General features: G+C 69.9%; 20 protein-coding genes and 1 rRNA gene. 4 read left to right on the top strand and 17 right to left on the bottom strand.

Translation table 11 applies throughout. The annotated features are described in order from the left end of the window. Window positions 1-42 precede the first annotated feature (42 nt). Window positions 43-1815 carry an arginine--tRNA ligase gene (gene argS / locus ACWDEX_RS11650; protein ID WP_450463066.1) on the top strand — a complete coding sequence of 591 codons (1773 nt, stop codon included), beginning with the start codon at window positions 43-45 and terminating at the stop codon, window positions 1813-1815. 74 nt (window positions 1816-1889) lie between these two features. Here the strand turns inward: argS and ACWDEX_RS11655 are convergent, their stop codons facing one another. The 7 genes from ACWDEX_RS11655 to ACWDEX_RS11685 form a co-directional block, all read right to left on the bottom strand. Further along, complete coding sequence (locus ACWDEX_RS11655) at window positions 1890-2792, bottom strand: SAM-dependent methyltransferase (RefSeq protein WP_450463067.1); 903 nt, start codon at window positions 2790-2792, stop codon at window positions 1890-1892. Window positions 2793-3056: 264 nt separating this feature from the next. Beyond that, complete coding sequence (gene hemB / locus ACWDEX_RS11660) at window positions 3057-4049, bottom strand: porphobilinogen synthase (protein WP_450463068.1); 993 nt, start codon at window positions 4047-4049, stop codon at window positions 3057-3059. Between the two features lie 271 nt (window positions 4050-4320). Further along, window positions 4321-6000: a uroporphyrinogen-III synthase gene (locus tag ACWDEX_RS11665; protein ID WP_450463069.1), complete on the bottom strand. Its 1680-nt coding sequence runs from the start codon at window positions 5998-6000 to the stop codon at window positions 4321-4323. Then, complete coding sequence (hemC, locus tag ACWDEX_RS11670; RefSeq protein WP_450463070.1) at window positions 5997-7004, bottom strand: hydroxymethylbilane synthase; 1008 nt, start codon at window positions 7002-7004, stop codon at window positions 5997-5999. Before hemC ends, ACWDEX_RS11665 begins: the two co-directional genes overlap by 4 nt. Then, window positions 7001-8743, bottom strand: a complete 1743-nt coding sequence (locus tag ACWDEX_RS11675) for a glutamyl-tRNA reductase (RefSeq protein ID WP_450463071.1) — start codon at window positions 8741-8743, stop codon at window positions 7001-7003. The genes hemC and ACWDEX_RS11675 overlap by 4 nt, the downstream gene beginning before the upstream one ends. After that, window positions 8740-9501: a redox-sensing transcriptional repressor Rex gene (locus ACWDEX_RS11680; RefSeq protein ID WP_450463072.1), complete on the bottom strand. Its 762-nt coding sequence runs from the start codon at window positions 9499-9501 to the stop codon at window positions 8740-8742. Before ACWDEX_RS11680 ends, ACWDEX_RS11675 begins: the two co-directional genes overlap by 4 nt. A 316-nt stretch (window positions 9502-9817) precedes the next feature. After that, the gene (locus tag ACWDEX_RS11685; protein ID WP_450463073.1) at window positions 9818-10120 is read right to left on the bottom strand and encodes a glutaredoxin family protein; all 303 of its coding nucleotides are present in this window, start codon (window positions 10118-10120) and stop codon (window positions 9818-9820) included. 227 nt (window positions 10121-10347) lie between these two features. On the opposite strand from ACWDEX_RS11685, the gene ACWDEX_RS11690 reads away from it, so the two are divergent. The 3 genes from ACWDEX_RS11690 (at window position 10348) to ACWDEX_RS11700 (ending at window position 14131) form a co-directional block, all read left to right on the top strand. Beyond that, window positions 10348-11274 (top strand): HAD family hydrolase, encoded by a 927-nt coding sequence (locus ACWDEX_RS11690; protein WP_450463074.1) that lies wholly within the window; start codon window positions 10348-10350, stop codon window positions 11272-11274. Window positions 11275-11727: 453 nt separating this feature from the next. Then, on the top strand, window positions 11728-12504 hold the full coding sequence (locus tag ACWDEX_RS11695; RefSeq protein WP_450463075.1) for an ECF subfamily RNA polymerase sigma factor, BldN family: 777 nt from the start codon (window positions 11728-11730) through the stop codon (window positions 12502-12504). A gap of 391 nt (window positions 12505-12895) precedes the next feature. Further along, on the top strand, window positions 12896-14131 hold the full coding sequence (locus ACWDEX_RS11700) for a DUF5667 domain-containing protein (RefSeq protein WP_450463076.1): 1236 nt from the start codon (window positions 12896-12898) through the stop codon (window positions 14129-14131). A gap of 73 nt (window positions 14132-14204) precedes the next feature. On the opposite strand, the gene ACWDEX_RS11705 is transcribed toward ACWDEX_RS11700, so the two are convergent. The 10 genes from ACWDEX_RS11705 to rrf form a co-directional block, all read right to left on the bottom strand. Further along, entirely contained in the window at window positions 14205-15236 is a 1032-nt protein-coding gene (locus tag ACWDEX_RS11705; RefSeq protein ID WP_450463077.1) for a lysophospholipid acyltransferase family protein, read from the bottom strand. A 14-nt stretch (window positions 15237-15250) separates the two neighbouring features. Next, window positions 15251-16312 carry an NAD-dependent epimerase/dehydratase family protein gene (locus ACWDEX_RS11710; protein WP_450463078.1) on the bottom strand — a complete coding sequence of 354 codons (1062 nt, stop codon included), beginning with the start codon at window positions 16310-16312 and terminating at the stop codon, window positions 15251-15253. Window positions 16313-16628: 316 nt separating this feature from the next. Further along, entirely contained in the window at window positions 16629-16727 is a 99-nt protein-coding gene (locus ACWDEX_RS11715; RefSeq protein WP_003948845.1) for a 30S ribosomal protein bS22, read from the bottom strand. Window positions 16728-16869: 142 nt separating this feature from the next. After that, window positions 16870-17082, bottom strand: coding sequence for a helix-turn-helix domain-containing protein (locus ACWDEX_RS11720; protein ID WP_004984898.1), 213 nt, complete (start codon window positions 17080-17082; stop codon window positions 16870-16872). Window positions 17083-17211: 129 nt separating this feature from the next. Next, entirely contained in the window at window positions 17212-18027 is an 816-nt protein-coding gene (locus ACWDEX_RS11725; protein WP_450463079.1) for a phosphatase, read from the bottom strand. Between the two features lie 118 nt (window positions 18028-18145). After that, the gene (locus tag ACWDEX_RS11730) at window positions 18146-19318 is read right to left on the bottom strand and encodes an acetoin utilization protein AcuC (protein ID WP_450463080.1); all 1173 of its coding nucleotides are present in this window, start codon (window positions 19316-19318) and stop codon (window positions 18146-18148) included. Then, window positions 19269-20480, bottom strand: a complete 1212-nt coding sequence (locus ACWDEX_RS11735) for an MFS transporter (RefSeq protein ID WP_450463081.1) — start codon at window positions 20478-20480, stop codon at window positions 19269-19271. Before ACWDEX_RS11735 ends, ACWDEX_RS11730 begins: the two co-directional genes overlap by 50 nt. A 66-nt stretch (window positions 20481-20546) precedes the next feature. Then, window positions 20547-21248, bottom strand: coding sequence for a VC0807 family protein (locus tag ACWDEX_RS11740; RefSeq protein WP_450463082.1), 702 nt, complete (start codon window positions 21246-21248; stop codon window positions 20547-20549). A 105-nt stretch (window positions 21249-21353) separates the two neighbouring features. Beyond that, window positions 21354-21998: an HAD family hydrolase gene (locus tag ACWDEX_RS11745; RefSeq protein ID WP_450463083.1), complete on the bottom strand. Its 645-nt coding sequence runs from the start codon at window positions 21996-21998 to the stop codon at window positions 21354-21356. 96 nt (window positions 21999-22094) lie between these two features. Further along, window positions 22095-22211 (bottom strand): 5S ribosomal RNA (rrf, locus tag ACWDEX_RS11750). Window positions 22212-22354: the final 143 nt, after the last annotated feature.

The raw sequence follows: 22354 nt of genomic DNA on the forward strand, positions 1-22354 counted from the left end.
GAGCCTGACCATCAGATCCTCGAGGAGAACGGCACCCACCCCATGGCCTCGGTCACGTCCCTCACCGCCTCCGTCAACCAGCACCTCGCGACCGCCCTCACGGCCACCGTGCCTCAGGCCGACGCGGACCCGCTGCTGCGACGAAGCGACCGGGCCGACTTCCAGGCCAACGGGATCCTGGCGCTGGCGAAGAAGTCGAAGGCGAACCCCCGGGAACTGGCGACCCAGGTCGTGGACAAGGTCGTCACCGGTGACGTGATCAAGGACATCGAGGTCTCCGGCCCCGGCTTCCTCAACATCACGGTCACCGACCGGGCGATCACCGAGAACCTCGCCGCCCGCCTCGCCGACTCCGAGGGCCGTCTGGGCGTGCCGTACGCGGAGCACCCGGGCACCACGGTCATCGACTACGCCCAGCCGAACGTGGCCAAGGAGATGCACGTCGGCCACCTGCGCTCCGCGGTGATCGGCGACTCGCTCGTCCAGCTCCTGGAGTTCACCGGCGAGACCGTGATCCGCCGCCACCACATCGGCGACTGGGGAACCCAGTTCGGCATGCTCATCCAGTACCTGGAGGAGCACCCGCACGAGCTGGACCACAAGGCGTCCGCCGAGGACACCGCGACTTCGGGCGAGGAGGCGATGTCGAACCTCGACCGCCTCTACAAGGCCGCGCGCAAGAAGTTCGACTCCGACGAGGAGTTCAAGACGCGCGCCCGGCGCCGGGTGGTCGCCCTTCAGGCGGGGGACCCCGAGACCCTGGCCATGTGGCAGAAGTTCGTCGACGAGTCGAAGATCTACTTCTTCTCCGTCTTCGAGAAGCTGGACATGGAGATCCGGGACCCGGACATCGTCGGTGAGTCGGGTTACAACGACATGCTGGACGAGACGTGCCGGCTCCTTCAGGAGGCGGGCATCGCGGTCGAGTCGGAGGGCGCGCTGTGCGTGTTCTTCGACGACATCAAGGGCCCGGACGGCAACCCGGTCCCGCTGATCGTCCGCAAGTCCGACGGCGGCTACGGCTACGCGGCGACCGACCTGTCCGCGATCCGTGACCGTGTCGTCAACCTGAAGTCGAGCACCCTCCTCTACGTCATCGACGCCCGTCAGGCCCTGCACCTGAAGATGGTCTTCGAGACGGCCCGCAGGGCGGGCTGGCTGAACGACGGCGTGCAGGCGGTCCACCTCGCCTTCGGCACGGTCCTCGGCAAGGACGGCAAGCCGTTCAAGACGCGTGCGGGCGAGACGGTCCGGCTGGTCGACCTTCTCGACGAGGCGATCGAGCGCGCGTCGGCGGTCGTACGGGAGAAGGCCCAGGACCTCTCCGAGGAGGAGATCGCCGAGCGGGGTACCCAGGTGGGCATCGGCGCGGTGAAGTACGCGGACCTGTCGACGTCGGCGAGCCGCGACTACAAGTTCGACCTGGACCAGATGGTGTCGCTGAACGGCGACACGTCCGTCTATCTCCAGTACGCGTACGCCCGTATCCAGTCCATCCTCCGCAAGGCCGGCGAGGTACGCCCGGCCGCGCACCCGGAGCTGGAACTGGCCGGCGCGGAGCGCGCGTTGGGCCTGCACGTGGACCGGTTCGCGGAGACGGTCGCGGAGGCCGCGGCGGAGTACGCCCCACACAAGCTGGCCGCGTACCTCTACCAGTTGGCGTCCCTCTACACCGCCTTCTACGACAAGTGCCCGGTCCTGAAGGCCGAGACGCCGGAGCAGGTCGAGAACCGCCTCTTCCTGTGCGACGTCACCGCCCGCACCCTGCACCAGGGCATGGCGCTGCTGGGCATCAGGACCCCTGAGCGCCTCTGAGCAGACCGAGGAAGGGCCCGTACCCGGCACCTGCCGGGTACGGGCCCTTCCATTGCCGTTTCGCAGTCGCAGACTTACCTCTTACCGGCCATCGCCGCGTACACGTTGATGTCGGCGTCCGTCACGTCGTTGATGTCGTGGTAGCGGACCTTCTCGATGTCGTCGAGGGTGTCCAGGTACGCCGGTTCCGGCTGGTCCGGGACCGGGGCGGCATGGTCCGGGTGCCAGTGATGGGCGGGGACGACGCCCGGCTCGGCGAGTTCCAGCGCGCTGTCGGTGAAGAAGCGTTCCACCTCCGCCTTGGAGCGCAGGACGAAGGTGAAGCCGCGTTCGGTGTACGTGCGTTGCACCGCGCGGATGTTCTCGGCGTTCAGGTCCTCGGTGAGGTGGCTGAGCACCAGACGACTGCCGGAGGGCAGGGCGTCGACCAGTTCGCGCACGATCGGGTAGGCCTCCTCGTCCTCGACGAAGTGGAGGATCGCGACCAGGCACAGCGCGATCGGCTGGTCGAAGTCCAGGGTCTTCGCGGCCTGTTCGAGGATGTGCGCCGGGTTCTTCAGGTCGGCGTCGATGTAGTCGGTGCGTCCCTCGGGGCCGCTGGTGAGCAGCGCACGCGCGTGCGCGAGGACGATCGGGTCGTTGTCGACGTACACCACCCGTGCCTCGGGGTTGATCCGCTGGGCGATCTGGTGGACGTTCTCCGCGGTGGGCAGGCCGGTGCCGATGTCCAGGAACTGGCGGATGCCGTCCTGTGCCGCCAGCGTGGTCACGGCACGGCGCAGGAAGTCCCGGTTGTGCCGGACGTCGAGGTAGCCACGGGGGTTGGCGGCGAGCCCGGCGGCGGCCGCCGCGAGGTCGGCCGGGTAGTGGTCCTTGCCGCCGAGGAAGACGTCGTAGACCCGGGCGGGGTGCGCCTTGGTGGTGTCGATCCTCCTTCGCAGCTCGGCGGGGTCGTGGTTGAGGGCATCACCGGGCATGAGGCGTCTCCCTGGACGGTCCGACTGATGGTCAACAACCTAGCCTCCAGGGCCGTTTGGCGCCCTCCCCTGCGGCGAACCGGAGCCACGCCGTCCGCAAGCCGGCCAACCCGTTCGACGACGGCTCGATCGCCACGGTGCTCGTGCTCACCGCGACCGCCGCCCTCACGGGCTGCCAGGACGGTCGGGCGTACGCGACGAGGGCCCGCCCACCGTCTCCGGATCCGTGGAGACGGTGGGCGGGCCCTGCGGCGACGGTGTGTCTCAGCGCAGCTTCTGCGCGGCCTCGACGGCCCAGTAGGTGAGGATGTTGCGGGCCCCGGCCCGCTTGATGCCGGTCAGGGTCTCCAGGATCGCCCGGTCCCGGTCGACCCAGCCCTTCTCGGCGGCGGCCTCGACCATCGAGTACTCGCCGGAGATCTGGTACGCGGCGACGGGCACGTCCACGGCGTCGGCGACCCGCGCGAGGATGTCGAGGTAGGGCCCGGCCGGCTTCACCATCACCATGTCGGCGCCCTCCTCCAGGTCGAGGGCCAGTTCCCGCAGCGACTCGCGCAGGTTGGCGGGGTCCTGCTGGTAGGTCTTGCGGTCACCCTGCAGCGAGGAGCCGACAGCCTCCCGGAAGGGCCCGTAGAAGGCGGAGGAGTACTTGACGGTGTAGGCGAGGATGGACACGTCCTCGCGCCCGATCTGGTCGAGCGCGTCGCGGATGACGCCGATCTGGCCGTCCATCATCCCGCTGGGGCCCACGATGTGTGCCCCCGCGTCGGCCTGCACCTGCGCCATCTCGGCGTACCGCTCCAACGTGGCGTCGTTGTCGACCCGGCCGTCGGCGTCGAGGACGCCGCAGTGCCCGTGGTCGGTGACCTCGTCCAGGCACAGGTCGGACATGACGAGCAGTTCGTCCCCGACCTCGGCGCGCACGTCCCGCAGCGCGACCTGCAGGATCCCGTCCGGGTCGGTACCCGGCGTCCCGACGGCGTCCTTCTTCGACTCCTCGGGCACACCGAACAGCATGATCCCGGAGATTCCGGCCTCCACGGCCTCCAGCGCGGCCTTCTTGAGGCTGTCGCGGGTGTGCTGCACGACCCCGGGCATGGCGGCGATCGGCACGGGCTCGCTGACGCCCTCCCGCACGAAGGCGGGAAGGATGAAGTCGGCCGGGTGAAGCCGGGTCTCGGCGACCATACGGCGCATGGCGGGCGTCGTACGCAGCCGCCGGGGACGGGTACCAGGGAAGGATCCGTACTTCGTCATGCCACCTACGCTACGCCCGCCCCGGGGGTCCTTTTGCCGACGCGACGTCGGGGCGGAGGCCGCCTGTTTCCGCCTCCGCGACCCCTGCCCTCCCCGCTCCACCGAGGCGGTCCTCGAGCACGGAGAACCGGTCGCATGACGACCCACGGGACCTCCGCCGCACCCCCGGCTTGCGGGAGCGCAAGAAGCAGAAGAAGAGGGCGCCCCCCGAACCGGGGGCGCCTTTCTCTCTATCTGTGCGGCCAGACGCACGCCGATGCAGGGACCTGCGTCAGGTGGTCGAACGACGCCTCCGCGCCCCCGGCCTCCGCTCGCTCGGCCGCGTCACCGGGTCCCCGGCCGCCAGCGCGGCGGCGCGCCGCTTGAGGCCGAAGTCCGCCAGCGCCTCGGTCAGCTTGTGGACCGACGGCTCGGGCGCCATGACGTCGACCCGCAGGCCGTGCTCCTCTGCCGTCTTCGCGGTCGCCGGGCCGATGCACGCGATCACCGTCACGTTGTGCGGCTTGCCCGCGATGCCCACCAGGTTCCGGACCGTCGACGACGACGTGAACAGGACCGCGTCGAAGCCACCGCCCTTGATCGCCTCGCGGGTCTCGGCCGGCGGCGGCGAGGCGCGGACCGTCCGGTACGCCGTGACGTCGTCGACTTCCCAGCCCAGTTCGATCAGGCCGGCGACCAGGGTCTCCGTGGCGATGTCGGCGCGCGGCAGGAAGACACGGTCGATCGGGTCGAACACCGGGTCGTACGGCGGCCAGTCCTCCAGCAGGCCCGCGGCGGACTGCTCCCCGGACGGGATCAGGTCCGGCTTCACACCGAAGGCCACCAGCGCCTTCGCCGTCTGCTCGCCGACCGCGGCCACCTTGATACCCGCGAAGGCCCGCGCGTCGAGGCCGTACTCCTCGAACTTCTCCCGGACCGCCTTCACCGCGTTGACCGACGTGAACGCGATCCACTCGTACCGGCCCGTCACCAGGCCCTTGACCGCCCGCTCCATCTGCTGGGGGGTGCGCGGCGGCTCGACGGCGATCGTCGGCACCTCGTGCGGCACGGCCCCGTACGACCGCAGTTGGTCGGAGAGCGACGCCGCCTGCTCCTTCGTCCGCGGGACGAGAACCTTCCAGCCGAACAGCGGCTTGCTCTCGAACCACGACAGTTGGTCGCGCTGCGCGGCGGAACGCTCACCGACCACGGCTATCACCGGCCGGCCGCCCTCGGGGGACGGCAGGACCTTCGCCTGCTTCAGCGTCTGCGCGATCGAGCCGAGCGTCGCGGACCAGGTGCGCTGCCGGGTCGTCGTACCGCCGATCGTCACCGTGAGCGCGGTGTCCGGCTTACGGCCCGCGGCCACCAGTTCTCCGGCGGCGGCGGCCACCGAGTCCAGGGTCGTGGAGACCACGACCGTGCAGTCCGAAGCACCGACCTCGGTCCAGCAGCGGTCGGAGGCGGTCCGCGCGTCCACGAACCGGACGTCCGTGCCCTCCGCGTCCCGCAGCGGCACACCCGCGTACGCGGGCACACCCACAGCGGTGGCGATACCCGGGACGACCTCGAACGGGACGCCCGCGGCGGCGCACGCCAGCATCTCCTCGGCCGCGTACGCGTCAAGGCCCGGGTCCCCGGTCACCGCACGGACGACCCGCCTGCCGCCCCGCGCTGCCTCCATGACAAGATGTGCGGCATCCCTCGGCGCAGGGACGCCAGCGGTTGTCGACTCACCGCCGACTACCGCTAGTTGGGGCGTGCCCGCCGACGGGTCCGTGTTCAGGACGGCGACGCCGGCCCTGGCATGCGTACGCACCACGTCGAGCACCTCGTGCTCGCCGACGAGAACGTCCGCGTTCGCCAGCGCCTCCACGGCGCGCAGAGTGAGAAGTCCCGGATCCCCGGGTCCGGCACCGAGGAAGGTGACGTGCCCGTGGTCGAGGCCGGCGGGAAGGGTGGTGGGGCTCAATGTGCTCGCTCCCCCATCAGACCGGCCGCGCCCTTGGTGAGCATCTCGGTGGCGAGTTCGCGACCGAGCGCCATCGCCTGGTCATGCGTCTCAGGCACGGGACCGGTGGTGGACAGCTGCACCAGCGACGAGCCGTCGGGCGTGCCGACGACGCCGCGCAGGCGCATTTCCTTGACAGTCTGCCCGTCGGCCTGGGGGTCCCCCCGCTCGAGCGGAGCCGAGAGTGGGGGAAGGTCGGCCAACGCGCCCACGGGGGCGCTGCAACCGGCCTCCAGGGCGGCGAGCAGGGACCGCTCAGCGGTCACGGCGACCCGGGTGAAGGGGTCGTCGAGCTCGGCGAGCGCGGCAATCAGTGCGGTGTCTTGGGCGGTCTTCCCCGCCCTGCATTCGATCGCCAGTGCCCCCTGGCCGGGGGCGGGCAGAACCGTGTCGACCGACAGGAAGTCGGTCACCTCGTCGATGCGCCCGAGGCGGTTGAGTCCGGCCGCGGCGAGAACCACCGCGTCCAGCTCTCCGTCACGGACGAATCCGATGCGTGTGTCGACGTTGCCCCGGATCGGGACCGTCTCGATGTCGAGGCCGTGGGCGCGGGCGTACGCGTTCAGCTGCGCCATGCGGCGCGGCGAACCGGTGCCTATGCGGGCCCCGCGGGGCAGGTCGGCGAACTTCAGGGCGTCACGCGCGATGATCACGTCACGCGGGTCCTCACGCAGGGGTACGGCGGCCAGCACCAGGCCCTCCGGCTGCGCGGTCGGCAGATCCTTGAGGGAGTGCACCGCGAAGTCGACCTCGCCGCGCAGGAGCGCCTCGCGCAGGGCCGCCACGAACACACCGGTGCCGCCGATCTGCGCGAGGTGCTCGCGGGAGGTGTCGCCGTACGTCGTGATCTCCACGAGCTCCACGGGCCGTCCGGTCACCCTGGTCACGGCGTCCGCGACCTGACCGGACTGGGCCATGGCCAGCTTGCTGCGCCTGGTCCCCAGCCTCAGTGCCTGCTCACTCATGCTCGCCCTCGGTTCTTGGCGTTCTCGATGTTCGTGTCGTTCTCGGTGTCCTCGGCCCGGGAGACGGAGGCAACCGTCTCGGGGTCGAGGTCGAACAGGGTGCGTAGCGCGTCCGCGTATCCCGCGCCGCCGGGCTCGGCCGCCAGCTGCTTGATCCGTACGGTCGGCGCGTGCAACAGCTTGTCGACGACGCGCCGCACGGTCTGCGTGATCTCGGCGCGGTGCTTGGTGTCGAGGCCGGGCAGGCGTCCCTCCAGGCGCGCGATCTCGTTCGCCACCACGTCGGCGGCCATCGTGCGCAGCGCCACGACCGTGGGCGTGATGTGCGCGGCGCGCAAGGCGGCGCCGAACGCGGCGACCTCGTCTGAGACGATCCGCCGCACCCGGTCCACGTCGGCGGCCATCGGCGCGTCCGCGGACGCCTCGGCGAGCGACTCGATGTCGACGAGCCGTGCGCCGAGCAGCCGGTGCACGGCCGCGTCGATGTCCCGCGGCATCGCGAGGTCGAGCAGCGCGAGCACGGGCGCGGGGCGGGGGATCTCAACGGGTTCGGGACGACGACGCTCGGGGACCCGGCCGGTGGTGGCGACGGTCGCGACCAGCGCGGTGATCGCGTCGGCTTCGGCCTCCGGGGCGAGCACGGCAGTGGCGGCGGCACGGCCGCTGCGCGGCTCCTCGGTACCCTTGTCCACCCAGGCGGCGTGCTGCTCCAGCTCGGCGGCGGCCATCCCGGCGACGGCGGCCTCGCCGAGCACCGAGAAGCCGGCCGTGCCCTGCACCGCAGCCAGGTCGAGCGGGCAACCGTCCTCGGTGTCCGAGCCCGTGGCCGGGCCCTCGTCCCGGGACTCGGCCCCTTGAGCGGGAGCGAGCGGGGTCACGGGCGTCACCGGCCCCTCCACGCGTCCCTCCAGCGCGGTGGCGACCGCCTGGGCCGTGAGGACCAGGCCGGTCGCGCCCGTACAGGACACCGCGACGTCGGCACGCGTCAGCTCGTCCGGCACCGCCGCCATCGGTACGGCGCGCGCCGACACCTCCGTGTCGTCCGCCTCCGTCAGGATCTGCGCGAGCCGCTCGGCGCGCTCGAAGGTGCGGTTGGCGATCACGACCTCGGTGACCCCGGCGCGCGCGAGGGTCGCCGCGGCCAGCGAGGACATGGAGCCGGCGCCGATCACGAGGGCGCGCTTGCCCTTGGCCCAGGTCTCGACCGGCGTACCGGACGACAGCTGCTCCAGGCCGAAGGTCACCAGCGACTGCCCGGCCCGGTCGATACCCGTTTCCGAGTGGGCGCGCTTGCCGACCCGCAGGGCCTGCTGGAACAGGTCGTTCAGCAGTCGGCCGGCGGTGTGGCGTTCCTGCGCCGCGGCCAGGGAGTCCTTGATCTGGCCGAGGATCTGCCCCTCGCCCACGACCATGGAATCGAGCCCGCAGGCCACCGAGAACAGGTGGTGTACGGCCCGGTCCTCGTAGTGCACGTAGAGGTACGGGGTCAGCTCGTCGAGGCCGACCCCGCTGTGCTGGGCGAGGAGGGTGGACAGCTCGGCGACACCGGCGTGGAACTTGTCCACGTCGGCGTACAGCTCGATGCGGTTGCAGGTGGCGAGCACCGCGGCCTCGGTGGCCGGCTCGGCGGCAAGCGTGTCCTGGACCAGCTTGGCCTGGGCGTCCGCGGCCAGCGCGGCTCGCTCGAGGACACTGACCGGCGCGCTGCGGTGGCTCAGCCCGACAACGAGGAGACTCATGCCGGCATCACGGCGGGGACGTCCCCGTCGGGCCCCTTGTCAGTGGCCTCGCGGGCCGCGGCTGAGGAGGCCGGCAGGCCGTCGGGCAGGGTCTCCTCGCCGGCCTTGCGCTGCTCGTGGAAGGCGAGGATCTGCAGCTCGATGGAGAGGTCGACCTTGCGTACGTCGACGCCGTCCGGGACGGACAGCACGGTCGGCGCGAAGTTCAGGATGGAGGTCACACCCGCGCCCACGAGCCGGTCACAGACCTGCTGAGCGGCGCCTGCCGGGGTCGCGATGACACCGATCGACACGCCGTTGCTCTTGATGATCTTTTCCAGGTCGTCGGTGTGCTGGACCGGGATACCCGCGACCGGCTTCCCGGCCATCGCCGGATCCGCGTCGATGAGCGCCGCGATCCGGAAACCACGGGACGCGAACCCGCCGTAATTGGCCAGCGCCGCGCCGAGGTTACCGATACCGACGATCACAACCGGCCAGTCCTGGGTCAGGCCCAGCTCGCGGGAGATCTGGTACACGAGATACTCGACGTCGTAGCCCACGCCCCGGGTCCCGTAGGAACCGAGGTAGGAGAAGTCCTTGCGCAGCTTCGCGGAATTGACGCCCGCGGCAGCGGCCAGCTCCTCGGAGGAGACGGTGGGTACCGAGCGCTCCGACAGTGCGGTCAGCGCTCGGAGGTACAGCGGAAGCCTGGCGACGGTGGCCTCGGGAATGCCTCGGCTGCGGGTCGCCGGTCGGTGAGTTCGGCCAGTTGCCACGGTGCTCCTGCGGGTAGAGCGGGGCTGCAGGCGGTCATACGTCCCCAGACCGCCCCGTCGAATGCAGGCTATGTCTTTGTGAACGCGTGCACAAAGATAGTGTCCGATTTGCCCGGCCAACGTGACCGGGGTCACGCACCCCTGGCGCCTTGATGCGGAACCGGCGCACGCGCACCAGCGTCCCTTTCGTCCTGGGGGCAAAACCGCACACTCTCCTCAACAATCCATGCCCCCGAGACCGATCGCCGTCGATCCTAAGCGACTTTCCGGACCACTTGGACTGCTCGGTCAGTTCCGCGGGGACGTCCAGGGCCCCTCAGGCGAGGGCCTTGCGCAGCCGGTCCTCGTTCACACGCCAGAACGTGTGCTGCGCGCCGTCGACCAGAACGACCGGGATCTGTTCCCAGTACTGACGATGGAGCTCCTCGTCCTGGGTGATGTCCTTCTGCTCCCAGGGGACGCCGAGCTCACCGCAGACCTTCTCGATGACGACCCGTGCGTCATCGCACAGATGACAGCCGGGCTTCCCGATGAGGGTGACGAGGTGCTCCTGGGCGGCCTGCTCGTTCCGGGCCTTCTGGGCGGGCTCCCGCCGAAAGAGGGGACTCATGTCGGCCATTCTCGCCCCGCCGGGCAAAAAGATGAGGGGCCGACCGGCCGCAACCGGCACCCCGTCCGGCCCTACCTGGCACCCCGACCGGCCACGTTCGGGCCCGGCCGCCACGCCGACGGCGACGCCTTCCGGAACGACTCCTTCCCGGCTGCGTCAACGACACGTAACGCAGAGTCCGCAGCCTCCGACCTCTCGACTCCGGATGCACCGAACAAACTGGCTATGCTCACGGCATGGCCGCTCTCGGATGGCTCACCCCCCGTAGGCGCTCCGCCACGGCGCGGAGCGTGTTGGCAGGCGAGGCCTCGGCGGAGGCAGCGCGCAGGTCGTCGCAGGACACCGCCTCACAGGACGCCTCCGAGCCGGAGGCCCAGTTCCCGGTTCTCGGCGACGACAAAGCCGCCGCGTTCTTCGACCTGGACAACACTGTGATGCAGGGCGCCGCGCTGTTCCACTTCGGCCGCGGCCTGTACAAGCGAAAGTTCTTCGAGACGCGCGATCTGGCGAAGTTCGCGTGGCAGCAGGCATGGTTTCGGCTGGCCGGGGTGGAGGACCCCGAGCACATGCAGGACGCGCGGGACTCGGCGCTGTCGATCGTGAAGGGCCATCGCGTCGCCGAGCTGATGTCGATCGGCGAGGAGATCTACGACGAGTACATGGCCGAGCGGATCTGGCCGGGCACGCGGGCGCTGGCGCAGGCACACCTGGACGCGGGTCAGCGGGTGTGGCTGGTCACGGCCGCGCCCGTCGAGATCGCCACGGTGATCGCCCGCCGCCTGGGCCTGACAGGGGCGCTGGGCACGGTGGCGGAGTCCGTCGACGGCGTGTACACGGGCAAGCTGGTGGGCGAGCCCCTGCACGGCCCGGCGAAGGCGGAGGCTGTGCGCGCGCTGGCGGCGGCGGAAGGCCTGACCCTCTCCCGCTGCGCTGCATACAGCGACTCCCACAACGACATCCCGATGCTGTCGCTGGTGGGCCACCCCTACGCGATCAACCCGGACGCGAAGCTCCGCAAACACGCCCGCGCCCACGACTGGCGACTGCGCGATTACCGCACGGCCCGCAAGGCGGCGAAGGTGGGCCTGCCGGCGGCGGCCGGCGTGGGCGCGGTGGCGGGCGGCACGGCGGCGGCGATCGCCCTGCACCGCCGCCGCCGCTGACAGCCGCCGCCTGAGATCGGGACAGCTACGGGGCCACTCCCTGCACGGTTACGCCACTTGGCGGCGGAAGCCACCGGCCGCTCGCTGACGTGCGGCAGAGGAGGGCTGGTCCGTTCGGGCTGATTCCCGCTCCCGGACCCTCACCCTCCGCACACGACTTCAGCCTCCGGGGCCGCACTCCCACGGGCCCCCTCCTCACCCGCGCCCGGCCACAACACGCGACGTACTCAAACGGAAATCGGAATCATTCGATCAACAATCGTTCACTGTGCGGTATTTGAGTGGGCGTCAATCGGTTACGGAAGCGACGTAATCGATGATTTGAGCAACTGGGTGTAGCGCCCCCTGTACTAAGCGTTATTCTCCTCAGACGCAATCCGGTACCCCTCCGTCGCCACGACGGGTGAACGGTCCCGCACTGAACGTGATGCAAGCTCTGCCTCTGGGAGTCCCGTGTACCCACACGTCGGGGTTGACACCTCGGGCCTGGCTGCGCTGCGCGCAACGGTCCGCGACCTGTTGCGCGGCTTCGTCCCCCCCGCGTACGCAGTCCCCGCCTTCGCCACCGCCGCCCCTGTCGGCCCGTGCTACGCACTGGCGGACGGCAGCACCACGGTCGGCGGCAGACGGGGCCGCTCCGGCTCCGCCGCCGCCACGGCACGCCGCCCGGCCGCGGACAGTGACAGCGCCCGCATGATGGAGCTCGTCGAGCGGGCCCAGGCCGGCGAGGCGGACGCCTTCGGACGTCTGTACGACCAGTACAGCGACACCGTGTACCGCTACATCTACTACCGCGTGGGCGGCAGGGCGACCGCCGAGGACCTCACCAGCGAGACCTTCCTGCGCGCTCTCCGGCGGATCGGCACCTTCACCTGGCAGGGCCGCGACTTCGGTGCCTGGCTCGTCACCATCGCCCGCAACCTCGTCGCCGACCACTTCAAGTCCAGCCGCTTCCGGCTCGAAGTGACCACCGGGGAGATGCTCGACGCCAACGAGGTCGAGCGTTCCCCCGAGGACTCCGTCCTGGAGTCCCTCTCCAACGCCGCGCTGCTCGACGCCGTACGGCGGCTCAACCCGCAGCAGCAGGAGTGCGTGACGCTCCGGTTCCTCCAGGGCCTCTCCGTCGCCGAGACCGCTCGCGTGATGGGCAAGAACGAGGGCGCGATCAAGACCCTCCAGTACCGCGCCGTCCGCACCCTCGCCCGGCTGCTGCCGGAAGACGCCCGCTGAACCCGCGAGCCCGACCCCGCACCGAGCCGCCACGCACACTGCGCACGCCCCGAACCACGCACGGCCCACGCACGGCCCACGCACGGCCCACGCACCAGCGTCGGACTGCCCCTCCGTCCGCGTCGAGCCACATCGCAGCCCCTGCCCGCCCGCTCGGCCACACTTCCTGAATGTCAGTCAACTTGCTTCCATATGCCACTAGTTGGCTTTCCAACCCGGCCCTCCGACTTCCGTAACCGAAGTGCCGAGCCGCTCGTTGTGCGGGATACAGGCTCCCTGTGGTCACACTCCGGCTACCCTCGATCACTCGATCGTGTGGCAGCGATCGGGGCGTGCAACCCTCAGGATCCCCTGGGGAGTCCGACCGTCATGACGAGAGGAGGTGCCGCCAGTGATCGCGAACGTATCGGCGCACCGGCGGGCGAACGCCTTCGCCCAGGCCCTGGAGGACCAGCCCGACGACCGGGGCACGGCGGCCGAGTGGCCCGGAGGGCCGAGCCCGACCCTGGCCGTCCAGGAACGGACCGACCAGCCCCGCCTGTTGGGCCTCGCGACCCGTCTCGGCGAGCTGCCCAAACCGGCGCTCAGCCCCGAGGTCAAGGTCGTCCAGCGCGCGCGGCTGGTGGCCGCGATGGAGGCCATGCTGCAGGAGGGCACGGCCGCGAGCGGCGAGGCGGCGGGCCCTTCGGTCCCCCAGCAGCGGCCCCACCGGGCCCGGGGCGCTCACCGGGCAAGCCCGCTGGGAAAGTTGCGACCACGGACCCGGCTCACCAAAGGCCTCGCCGCGGGCGGGCTCAGCATGGGGGTGGCTGCCGCCTCCTTCGGAGGAGTGGCCGCCGCCAGCTCCGACGCCCTGCCCGGTGACTCGCTCTATGGCCTCAAACGCGGCATCGAGGACGTCAAACTCGGCATGGCCGACGGGGACAACGCACGAGGACAGCTCTACCTGGACCAGGCATCGACCCGGTTGAGCGAGGCCCGCAGGCTGATGGAGCGCGGCCGCAGCGGCCAGCTCGACCACGAGTCCATCGGCGAGATCCGCCACACTCTGTCCGGCATGCAGCGCGACGCGTCCGAAGGCCACCGCCTGCTGCACGACGCCTACAAGCGGAACGGCTCGCTCGGCCCCATCCAAGCCCTCTCCGCCTTCTCGGAGTCCCACCGCGAGGCCTGGGGCGCCCTGCGCGACCGGCTGCCCGTCCAGCTCGGCGACGTCAGTCAGCAGGTCTCGTCGGTCCTCGACGCCATAGACCAGGAGGTCGCCCCGCTGCAGTCGCTGCTGCCACAGCCCTCGTCCCAGAGCAGCCCCGACCGGCACCAGGGCTCCGGCAGCGAACCCACCGCCTCCACGAGCCCCACCGGCACGAAAGGGCCGACGCCCAGCGCCACCAGCGGGCCTCCCACCGACAGCCATAGCAGCGGCCGGCCCCGGCCCTCCACGTCCACCAGTGGGGACAGCGCCGGCCTGCTCGGCGGCACGGGCGGCCTGCTGGACCCGCCGAAGGACAGCGCCAGCAGCTCACCCTCGCCGAGCAAGAGCCCCTCGCCGGACCAGCACGTGACACTGCCCCCGCTGCTCCCCGGCCTCCTGCCGGGCCTGGGCATCAACAGCGAGGAGAACAAGTAGGGCTCTCGTACGAGGACGGGGCGCCCCTTTCGGCAGGGGCGCCCCGTCCTCGTACCAGAACGGACGGAACGGCTCAGAAGAAGACCGACCTGCGCTGCACCAGCAGCTTGTACAGCGTGTGCTGGATCTGCTCCCTGACCTGATCCGTCAGATTGAACATCAGCATCGGGTCCTCGGCGGCCTCCGGCGGATAGCCGTCCGTGGGAATCGGCTCCCCGAACTCGATCGTCCACTTCGTCGGCAGCGGGATCGCACCCAGTGGGCCCAGCCACGGGAACGTCGGCGTGATCGGGAAGTACGGGAAGCCCAACAGCCGAGCGAGGGTCTTCACATTGCCGATCATCGGGTAGATCTCCTCGGCCCCGACGATCGAGCACGGGATGATCGGCGTCCTCGCGCGCAGCGCCGTGGAGACAAAGCCGCCACGCCCGAAACGCTGCAGCTTGTAGCGCTCACTGAACGGCTTGCCGATGCCCTTGAAGCCCTCCGGCATCACACCGACCAGCTCGCCGCGCTCCAGCAGCCGCTGGGCGTCCTCCGTGCACGCCAGGGTGTGTCCGGCCTTGCGGGCCAGTTCGTTGACCACCGGCAGTACGAAGACCAGGTCCGCGGCGAGCAGCCTGAGGTGGCGGTCCTCCGGGTGGTTGTCGTGCACGGCGACCTGCAGCATCAGGCCGTCCAGCGGCAGTGTCCCGGAGTGGTTGGCGACGATCAGCGCCCCGCCCTTCGACGGGATGTTGTCGATGCCCTTCACCTCGACCCGGAAGTACTTCTCGTACAGCGGCCGCAGCAGCGACATCAGGACCTGGTCGGTGAGCTCCTCGTCATAGCCGAAGTCATCGACCTCGTAGTCGCCCGTGAGCCGGCGGCGCAGGAAGGCCAGGCCCCCGGCGACGCGCTGCTCCAGGCTCGCCTCCTGCGGCGTGACCGGCGGCTTCTCCTCACCTGTCACGGGAACGTCACGCTGCGGGGCCGTCCGAACCTCGCGGACCACCGCGGGCTCGCCCTTGCGTCGGCTCCCCGTGCTCCGGCGCCGCTGCGACCGCTGCGCGGCCGCCCCGCGGGACCGGTCGTCGTCGAACGGAATGACCTTGGCGTCCGCCATCGTTGATGCGCTCCTCAGTTGGCGCTCTGCGTCGGGGGGTGGCCACCGCCCAAGGCGGGCAGCGCGGCGATCCGGTCGATGGCCGCCGCGAGGGCCTCCGGTGGCAGCAGTCCGGCGCCACGGCTGCGCGCGAAGTCCCCGAAAGTCTCCGCGGTCGTGTATTTCGGCTCGTACCCAAGAGTCTCGCGCATCTGGTCCGTCGACACGACCCGGCCATGGGTGAGAAGCCGGATCTGCTCGGGCGAGAAGTCCGTCATACCCACCCTGCGCACCGCCGAGCCGACCCAGGTCACCGCGGGCAACAGCAGCGGCACGGTGGGTCGCCCGAGCCGTCGCGCGCACTGCGACAGCAGGAGGACCCCGTCGCCCGCGACATTGAACGTGCCGCTGTTGAGCGTGCCGCGTCGCGGCTCGTGCGACGCGATCCGCAGCACGTCGATCACGTCGTCCTCGTGCACGAACTGCAACCGCGGGTCATAGCCGAAGACAGTGGGCAGGACGGGCAGTGAGAAGTACGAGGCGAGCGGCGAATCAGCGTCCGGGCCGAGGATGTTGGCGAAGCGCAGCACGCAGACGGCGACGTCGGGCCGGCGCCGCGCGAACCCCCGCACATACCCCTCGACCTCAACGGTGTCCTTGGCGAATCCCCCACTGGGCAGGGACTTGGCCGGGGTCGTCTCGGTGAACACGGCCGGGTCACGGGGCGCGGACCCGTACACGTTCGTACTGGACTTCACGACCAGCCGTTTGACGGTCGGCGACTTCTGGCAAGCGCCCAGCAACTGCATGGTGCCGATGACGTTGGTCTCCTTGACCGTGGCTCGGCTGCCGCTGCCCAGCGGGGTGCCGGTCACGTCCATGTGAACGACCGTGTCGACGGAGTACTCGGCGAGCACACGGGCGATGGCGGGCTGGCGAATGTCGGCTCGGACGAAGTCGGCGCCGCCCAGAAGGTGCTCGGGCGTGATCGCGTCCACCCCGACGACCCGGTCGACCTCCGGGTCGCGCTGGATCCTTCGTACGAACCGGCCCCCGAGCCGGCGGGCCACCCCGGTCACGAGCACGACCTGCCCCAAGATCAGCGCCTCTCTTCCCGTCGCGTCACACCGCGTCCAGTCGCGGACGCGGCGCTGCCGCGTTCCCCGTGTGCGGCCAACTTAGCGGGTCGGTGTTGCGCTGTGACGACCGCCCGATGCACGAAGTGACGACACCCCCGTACGAACGATCAGAGCAAGCCATTTGCCCCACAACCGCACGCACATGGTCTTCGCCGTACGCACGGAGTCCTCGCCGCCCTGGTGCCCGGAGACGGCCATGGCCCCCCACCGGCGGTGGGGGGCCATGGTGCGCGCTCGCGCAACAAGTAAGGGCGCCCCCTGCGGGGGCAGCGACTTACTTCTTGTTGCGACGCTGAACGCGAGTGCGCTTGAGCAGCTTGCGGTGCTTCTTCTTGGCCATCCGCTTGCGCCGCTTCTTGATAACAGAGCCCACGACTACCCTCGCTCACTTCTCATCATTCAGTGCTGGGCGCCATGGGCCCACACGACCTACGAGGGGCTAGCCTACCCGCCCGAGCGCTGAGGTCGTAATCGAGGTGACCCGGGGGGCCGAAGAGGGCCCCACCGGGCCGCCCTCAGGCCGTCTCCACCCCCACATAGCTTTCGCGGAGGTACTCGTGAACCGCTTGCTCCGGCACCCGGAAGGACCTCCCCACCCGGATCGCCGGCAGATGACCACTGTGCACCAGTCGGTACACGGTCATCTTCGACACGCGCATCACCGAGGCGACTTCCGCCACGGTCAGAAACTGAACCTCGTTCAGAGGCCTCTCGCCAGCAGCAGCCATGACACACCTGAACCTTCCGCACTCGACGGCCACCGGCTTCCCCTTCCGGTGACTCTTCGTCGTTGCGTGCTCACTCCCCAGACTAGGGGCGTGTGATGCAAGTGGGGAAGAGGGGATGGCATCCGCCACCTACTGTGACAGACACGCTCGATTGAGTACATAGCGAGTAAGCGGTCGGTAGTAAGCAGACCGCACAGCGTCATCAAGCGGAACGACGACGGACACCCGCCCCTCTGCCTCTCCGACGAAGAGCGCAGGATCGTCCGTATCGGCCAGCCCGATCGCCTCGAACCCCAGCTGACCTGCCCCGCAGACCCATCCATGGTCACCGATGACCAGCTCCGGCAGCGGCCCGCCGACCTCCGCGGCGGCGGCCAGCGCGATACGAACCGGGAACGGCGAGTGCGTGTGTGCGCCGGGCTCACCACCCGCGGTTCCGCGCCCCGCTTTGCGCATGAATGCGACTCCTCGTACGTAATCGAGGTTGTACATGCGTAGACCGAACCGGGTCGTTATGTCGATACGGCGACCATGCGCCGGGGTGAGGACAGCACATCCCGCCGTCGACAAGGCGTCCGCAAGCGTGGCGTAGAAACCCAGCAGCCGGTGCGGGTGGCCGGTGCCCAGCAGGACCGGCGCCCTGTCCCGCGCCGCTCTGCCGATCCGCTCGGCGAAGGTTTCGAGGGCCTCCAGCGTACGCTCGGGGTCGATCACATCACGGCCGGCCGTATGCCGGAGGTCGGCCGACACCCCGCACTTGTCCGCCATCAACTCGATCACATCCTGATGCCCCCATGTCCATTCGGGATCGAGTCCGATCAGCACGCGGGGGTCGCGGGCGGCGAAGAGCCGGTAGCTGCGCAGGCTCTCCTCACGCGAGGTGGCCACGGGGCCGGCCAGCCCCGCGGCCAGCAGATGCGCACGCAGCGCTCCGGGGCTCAACACGTCAGCGATGCTGGCCCAACCGTCACCGCCGCACGAGCGGAACGCAGGAAACACCCCACAGTCGGCGTAATCGTGTGATCCTGCGCATTGATTGGCGTCGAGGCAAGGCGGCGCCCGGCTATGCCAGCAGGCCGCGCAGCGGAAACACCGCCCTGCGTGCCGCGAGCACCGCCTGGTCCAGCCGGTCCGCCGGGTCGTACCCCGCCTCCCAGTCCGCGTACGCCACCGGCCATCGCCCGTCCGTCATCCGAGCCGGCGCCAACTGCCGTGTGCGGGCGAAGACTTCCTGCCGCCAGCTGTCGGGGAGCACGGTCTCCGGGGCGATCGGCCGCCCCGCCGCGATGGCCACCAGATGCGTCCATGAGCGTGGCACGACCTCCACGACCGCGTACCCGCCCCCGCCCAGCGCGATCCAGCGTCCCTCGGCGTACCGGTGCGCGAGGTCGTGGCACGCGGTCTGCACGGCCCGCTGCGCGTCCAGCGAGACAGCGAGGTGCGCGAGCGGGTCCTCGAAGTGGGTGTCGGCGCCGTGCTGGCTGACCAGCACCTGTGGCCGGAAGTCGGCGACCAGCTCCGGCACGACGGCGTGGAAGGCCCGCACCCACCCGGCGTCCCCGGTCCCGGCCGGCAGCGCCACGTTCACCGCGCTGCCCTCCGCGTTCGGGGCCCCTGTCTCCTGCGGCCACCCGGTCTGCGGGAAGAGGGTCCGCGGATGCTCGTGCAGCGAGATGGTCAGAACCCGGGGATCCTCCCAGAAAGCGGCCTGCACCCCGTCTCCGTGGTGCACGTCCACGTCCACGTACGCCACCCGCTCCGCGCCCAGTTCCAGCAGCCGGGCGATGGCGAGCGCGGCGTCGTTGTAGATGCAGAATCCGGAGGCAGCGCCCGGCATCGCATGGTGCAGGCCACCGGCGAAGTTCACGGCGTGCAGGGCGTCTTTGCGCCACACGGCCTCGGCCGCCGCCACCGACTGCCCGGCGATCAGGGCCGACACCTCGTGCATCCCGGCGAAGGCGGGGTCGTCCATGGTCCCGAGCCCGTACGACACGTCGGCCGCCGCCGGGTCCGCGGACGCGGCCTTCACGGCCTGGACGTAGTCCTCGCGGTGCACGAGCCGCAGCGTCGAGTCACCGGCGGGCTTCGCGGCGACCACCTCGATGTCCCTGTCGAGTCCGAAGGCGTCGACGAGCCTCCTGGTCAGCGCGAGCCGGACCGGGTCCATCGGATGGTCCGGACCGAAGTCATATCCCGTTACCGCCTCGTCCCACATCAGCTGCGCGCGACCGCTCATGGTCGTCACCGTAGCGGTCCGCCGCGGGTGCGAACGATCGCGCGTACACCAGCGTCACCAGGACCAGCGCCATCGGTACGAGCATGGCGCCCCGGTAGCTCCAGGCGTCCCCGAGCGCTCCGACCAGGGGAGACCCGACCAGAAAGCCCACGTAGTTGAAGATGTTGAGGCGTGCGACGGCCGTGTCCGAAGCCTCGGGGAACAGCCGTCCCGCGGCCGCGAAGGTCTGCGGTACGAGCACACACAGTCCGAGACCCAGCAGAGTGAACCCGAGCATCCCCACCCATGCCGCGGGCGCGCCCGCCACCACGGCGAACCCGGCCGCCGCCACCAGGGTCCCGAGCCGTACGACGGCCGCAGCCCCGAAGCGTCGCACCCCGAAGTCCCCGACGGACCGCCCTAGCAGCATGGTGACCATGTAGACGTTGTACGGAACCGTCGCAAGCTGCTCCGAGCTCCCGAGCGTGTCCTGGAGGTATTTGGCGCTCCAGTTGGAGACGGTCGAGTCCCCGATGTACGCGAAGGTCATCACCAGGCACAGCGGCAGCAGCAGCCGGAAGGCCACGGGTGCGGCCGTGGCCTTCTGTGCTTCCGCCGCGGCCACATCCCCGTCCACGTACCACCGGCTGCCGACGAGGGTGGCGGGAAGCAGCACCGCGAAGACAGGCAGGTACGACATCCACAGCGCCAGGTGCCAGTGTGCCCCTACCCAGGCGAGCGAGGCGCCCACGATCCCGCCGAGGCTGTACGCGGCGTGGAAACCGAGCATGATGCTGCGCCCATAGGACCGCTGGAGGCTCACCCCGAGCATGTTCATGGAGGCGTCGAGCGCCCCCACGGTCAGCCCGAACACGGCCAGAGCGAGCCCCAGTTCGACCATGCCGTCTCCGGCCCCGACGCCGAGCAGGGCGAGCATCGCGATGGCCTGCGACCAGCGGAGCAGTCGGCTGGGTCGTACGCGCTTGACGAGCTTCTCGGTGCTCACGCTCCCGACACCGGCGAGGATCGGTACGGCGGCGAGAGCGACGGGCAGCAGCGCGTCGGAGAGCCCGTACCGGTCCTGGACGGCCGGGATACGGGTCACGAGCAGGGCGAAGGCGGCGCCCTGGGCGAAGAAGCTGAACGCCAGCGAGGCCCTGCCGCGCCGCAGCACATCTGTCATGGCGGCGAGCGTAGGGCCCCGGTCTATCGGTGGATAGATTCAGCCGAAGATGATTTTTGCTCAACTTCACTGGGCGAGGACGAGCTTGGGGGCGGCTGAGCGGTCGGCGTCGGCCTTCAGCTCGGCGGCGAGCATCCCCACCATGGGGCCGGCGGCGAGGGCGCCGCTGACGAGGAACGCGAGGAGCAGCGAGACGCCCATGATGACCGAGCCGAGCCAGACCATCGTGTCCGCGGGCAGGGTGTAGGCGCCCACGACTCGCACCACGCACTCGGTGAGCAGGATCGCGCCCCATACGAGGGAGAAGACCCGCTCGGCCCGCTGGAAGGCCGGGGACTGGCTCTGCAGCCGCGCGAAGGCGGCCTCCCTGACCGCGTCGCCCTTCACGAGCCAGGGCTTCATACCGGCGGTCATCATCGGCTTCCCCAGTGCCACGGAGACCAGGATCCCGATGCCGATCGCGCTGCTGGCCGCGCTGTCCTTGGCGAGCATCAGCCGTGGGTCGCCGGCGTTGAAGCTGAGCGACAGCCCGACGACGTTCACGAACAGGATGAGCGCGGCGAGTCCGTTGACCTTGCGCTCCTTGATCGCGCCCCACGCCGTCCGTACGGCCGGTAGGACGCTGCTGAGGCCGAGCGCCATGAGCGTGCTCGCCCCGAACCCGTTCTTGAACAGGTAGTACGACCCTACGGGCACCGCCACGTCCATGATCAGCGGCGCGAAGCTGTTCTTCTTGCTCTGGCGCTGGGTAACCGTGTTCGTCGTCATGCACTCAGCTTTGCGGTCCGAGCGGGTTCGGCAGTAGAAACGATCGTCCGGAGCTGGGTGTGACAAATGTCAGTGCCAGTCCCGTGGGCGGGACCTTGCCGGGTTTCACATCAGCAGGTCGGCCAACTCTCCCATGCTGGAGAAGAGTTGATCCGCCGCAGCAAGCTTCGCGGCGGGCGTCATCGCGGTGAACCCGTAGACGTCCATCCCGGCGGCGACGGCGGCCTGTACGCCGAGTGGACTGTCCTCGACGACGACACACTTCTCGGGCGCGACCCCCATGCGCTCCGCGGCGTGGAGGAAGAGGTCAGGGGCCGGCTTTCCCCGCCCCACGTCCTGGGAGCTGAAGATCCGCCCGTCGTCGAACCATCGGTCGAGCCCGGTTGTGCGGTGTCCCACCCGGATCCGCTCATGGCTCCCCGACGAGGCCACGCAGTAGGGAACACCGTCGGCGGTGAGCTTCTCCAGTACGTCCACAGCCCCGGGGACGGGCTTCAGCTCCCGCTCGAACGCGGCGAAGACGCGTGCGTGGAAGGCGTCGTCGAAGTCGTCGGGCAGCCGCTGTCCTGTCCGCTCCTCGATGAGGTCGTGGATGCGGTGCATGGCGGAGCCCATGTAGTCACGGATGGATTCCTCGTACGTGGTCGGGTGCCCCAGCTCGGTGAGGTGGGCGGCGAGGATCGTGTTGGAGAGGGGCTCGCTGTCGACGAGTACGCCGTCGTTGTCGAAGATGACGAGGTCATAGCGCATGGGAGCGAGCCTAAACGAGCGCGTTTGAAGGAACGGGAACGGGCTGAAAACGCAGAAAACCCCGCACCATAAGGTGCGGGGTTTCCCTCAAATTTTGTTCGGCGGCGTCCTACTCTCCCACAGGGTCCCCCCTGCAGTACCATCGGCGCTGTAAGGCTTAGCTTCCGGGTTCGGAATGTAACCGGGCGTTTCCCTCACGCTATAACCACCGAAACACTATGAAACTGACAACCAGCAATGATTGTTCGTGGTTTCAGAACCAACACAGTGGACGCGAGCAACTGAGGACAAGCCCTCGGCCTATTAGTACCAGTCACCTCCACACGTTACCGTGCTTCCAGATCTGGCCTATCAAC

The sequence above is a fragment of the Streptomyces sp. NPDC001020 genome, assembly GCF_053599115.1.

What these genes read in the sequence shown, in the direction of transcription:
- hemC (WP_450463070.1), bottom strand. Translation starts at nt 7,004, where the DNA reads ATGAGTGAGCAGGCACTGAGGCTGGGGACCAGGCGCAGCAAGCTGGCC.
- ACWDEX_RS11705 (WP_450463077.1), bottom strand. Translation starts at nt 15,236, where the DNA reads ATGGCGGACGCCAAGGTCATTCCGTTCGACGACGACCGGTCCCGCGGG.
- hemB (WP_450463068.1), bottom strand. Translation starts at nt 4,049, where the DNA reads ATGACGAAGTACGGATCCTTCCCTGGTACCCGTCCCCGGCGGCTGCGT.
- argS (WP_450463066.1), top strand. Translation starts at nt 43, where the DNA reads ATGGCCTCGGTCACGTCCCTCACCGCCTCCGTCAACCAGCACCTCGCG.
- ACWDEX_RS11740 (WP_450463082.1), bottom strand. Translation starts at nt 21,248, where the DNA reads ATGACGACGAACACGGTTACCCAGCGCCAGAGCAAGAAGAACAGCTTC.
- ACWDEX_RS11690 (WP_450463074.1), top strand. Translation starts at nt 10,348, where the DNA reads ATGGCCGCTCTCGGATGGCTCACCCCCCGTAGGCGCTCCGCCACGGCG.
- ACWDEX_RS11735 (WP_450463081.1), bottom strand. Translation starts at nt 20,480, where the DNA reads ATGACAGATGTGCTGCGGCGCGGCAGGGCCTCGCTGGCGTTCAGCTTC.
- ACWDEX_RS11745 (WP_450463083.1), bottom strand. Translation starts at nt 21,998, where the DNA reads ATGCGCTATGACCTCGTCATCTTCGACAACGACGGCGTACTCGTCGAC.
- ACWDEX_RS11685 (WP_450463073.1), bottom strand. Translation starts at nt 10,120, where the DNA reads ATGGCCGACATGAGTCCCCTCTTTCGGCGGGAGCCCGCCCAGAAGGCC.
- ACWDEX_RS11655 (WP_450463067.1), bottom strand. Translation starts at nt 2,792, where the DNA reads ATGCCCGGTGATGCCCTCAACCACGACCCCGCCGAGCTGCGAAGGAGG.
- ACWDEX_RS11675 (WP_450463071.1), bottom strand. Translation starts at nt 8,743, where the DNA reads ATGAGTCTCCTCGTTGTCGGGCTGAGCCACCGCAGCGCGCCGGTCAGT.
- ACWDEX_RS11720 (WP_004984898.1), bottom strand. Translation starts at nt 17,082, where the DNA reads ATGGCTGCTGCTGGCGAGAGGCCTCTGAACGAGGTTCAGTTTCTGACC.
- ACWDEX_RS11730 (WP_450463080.1), bottom strand. Translation starts at nt 19,318, where the DNA reads ATGAGCGGTCGCGCGCAGCTGATGTGGGACGAGGCGGTAACGGGATAT.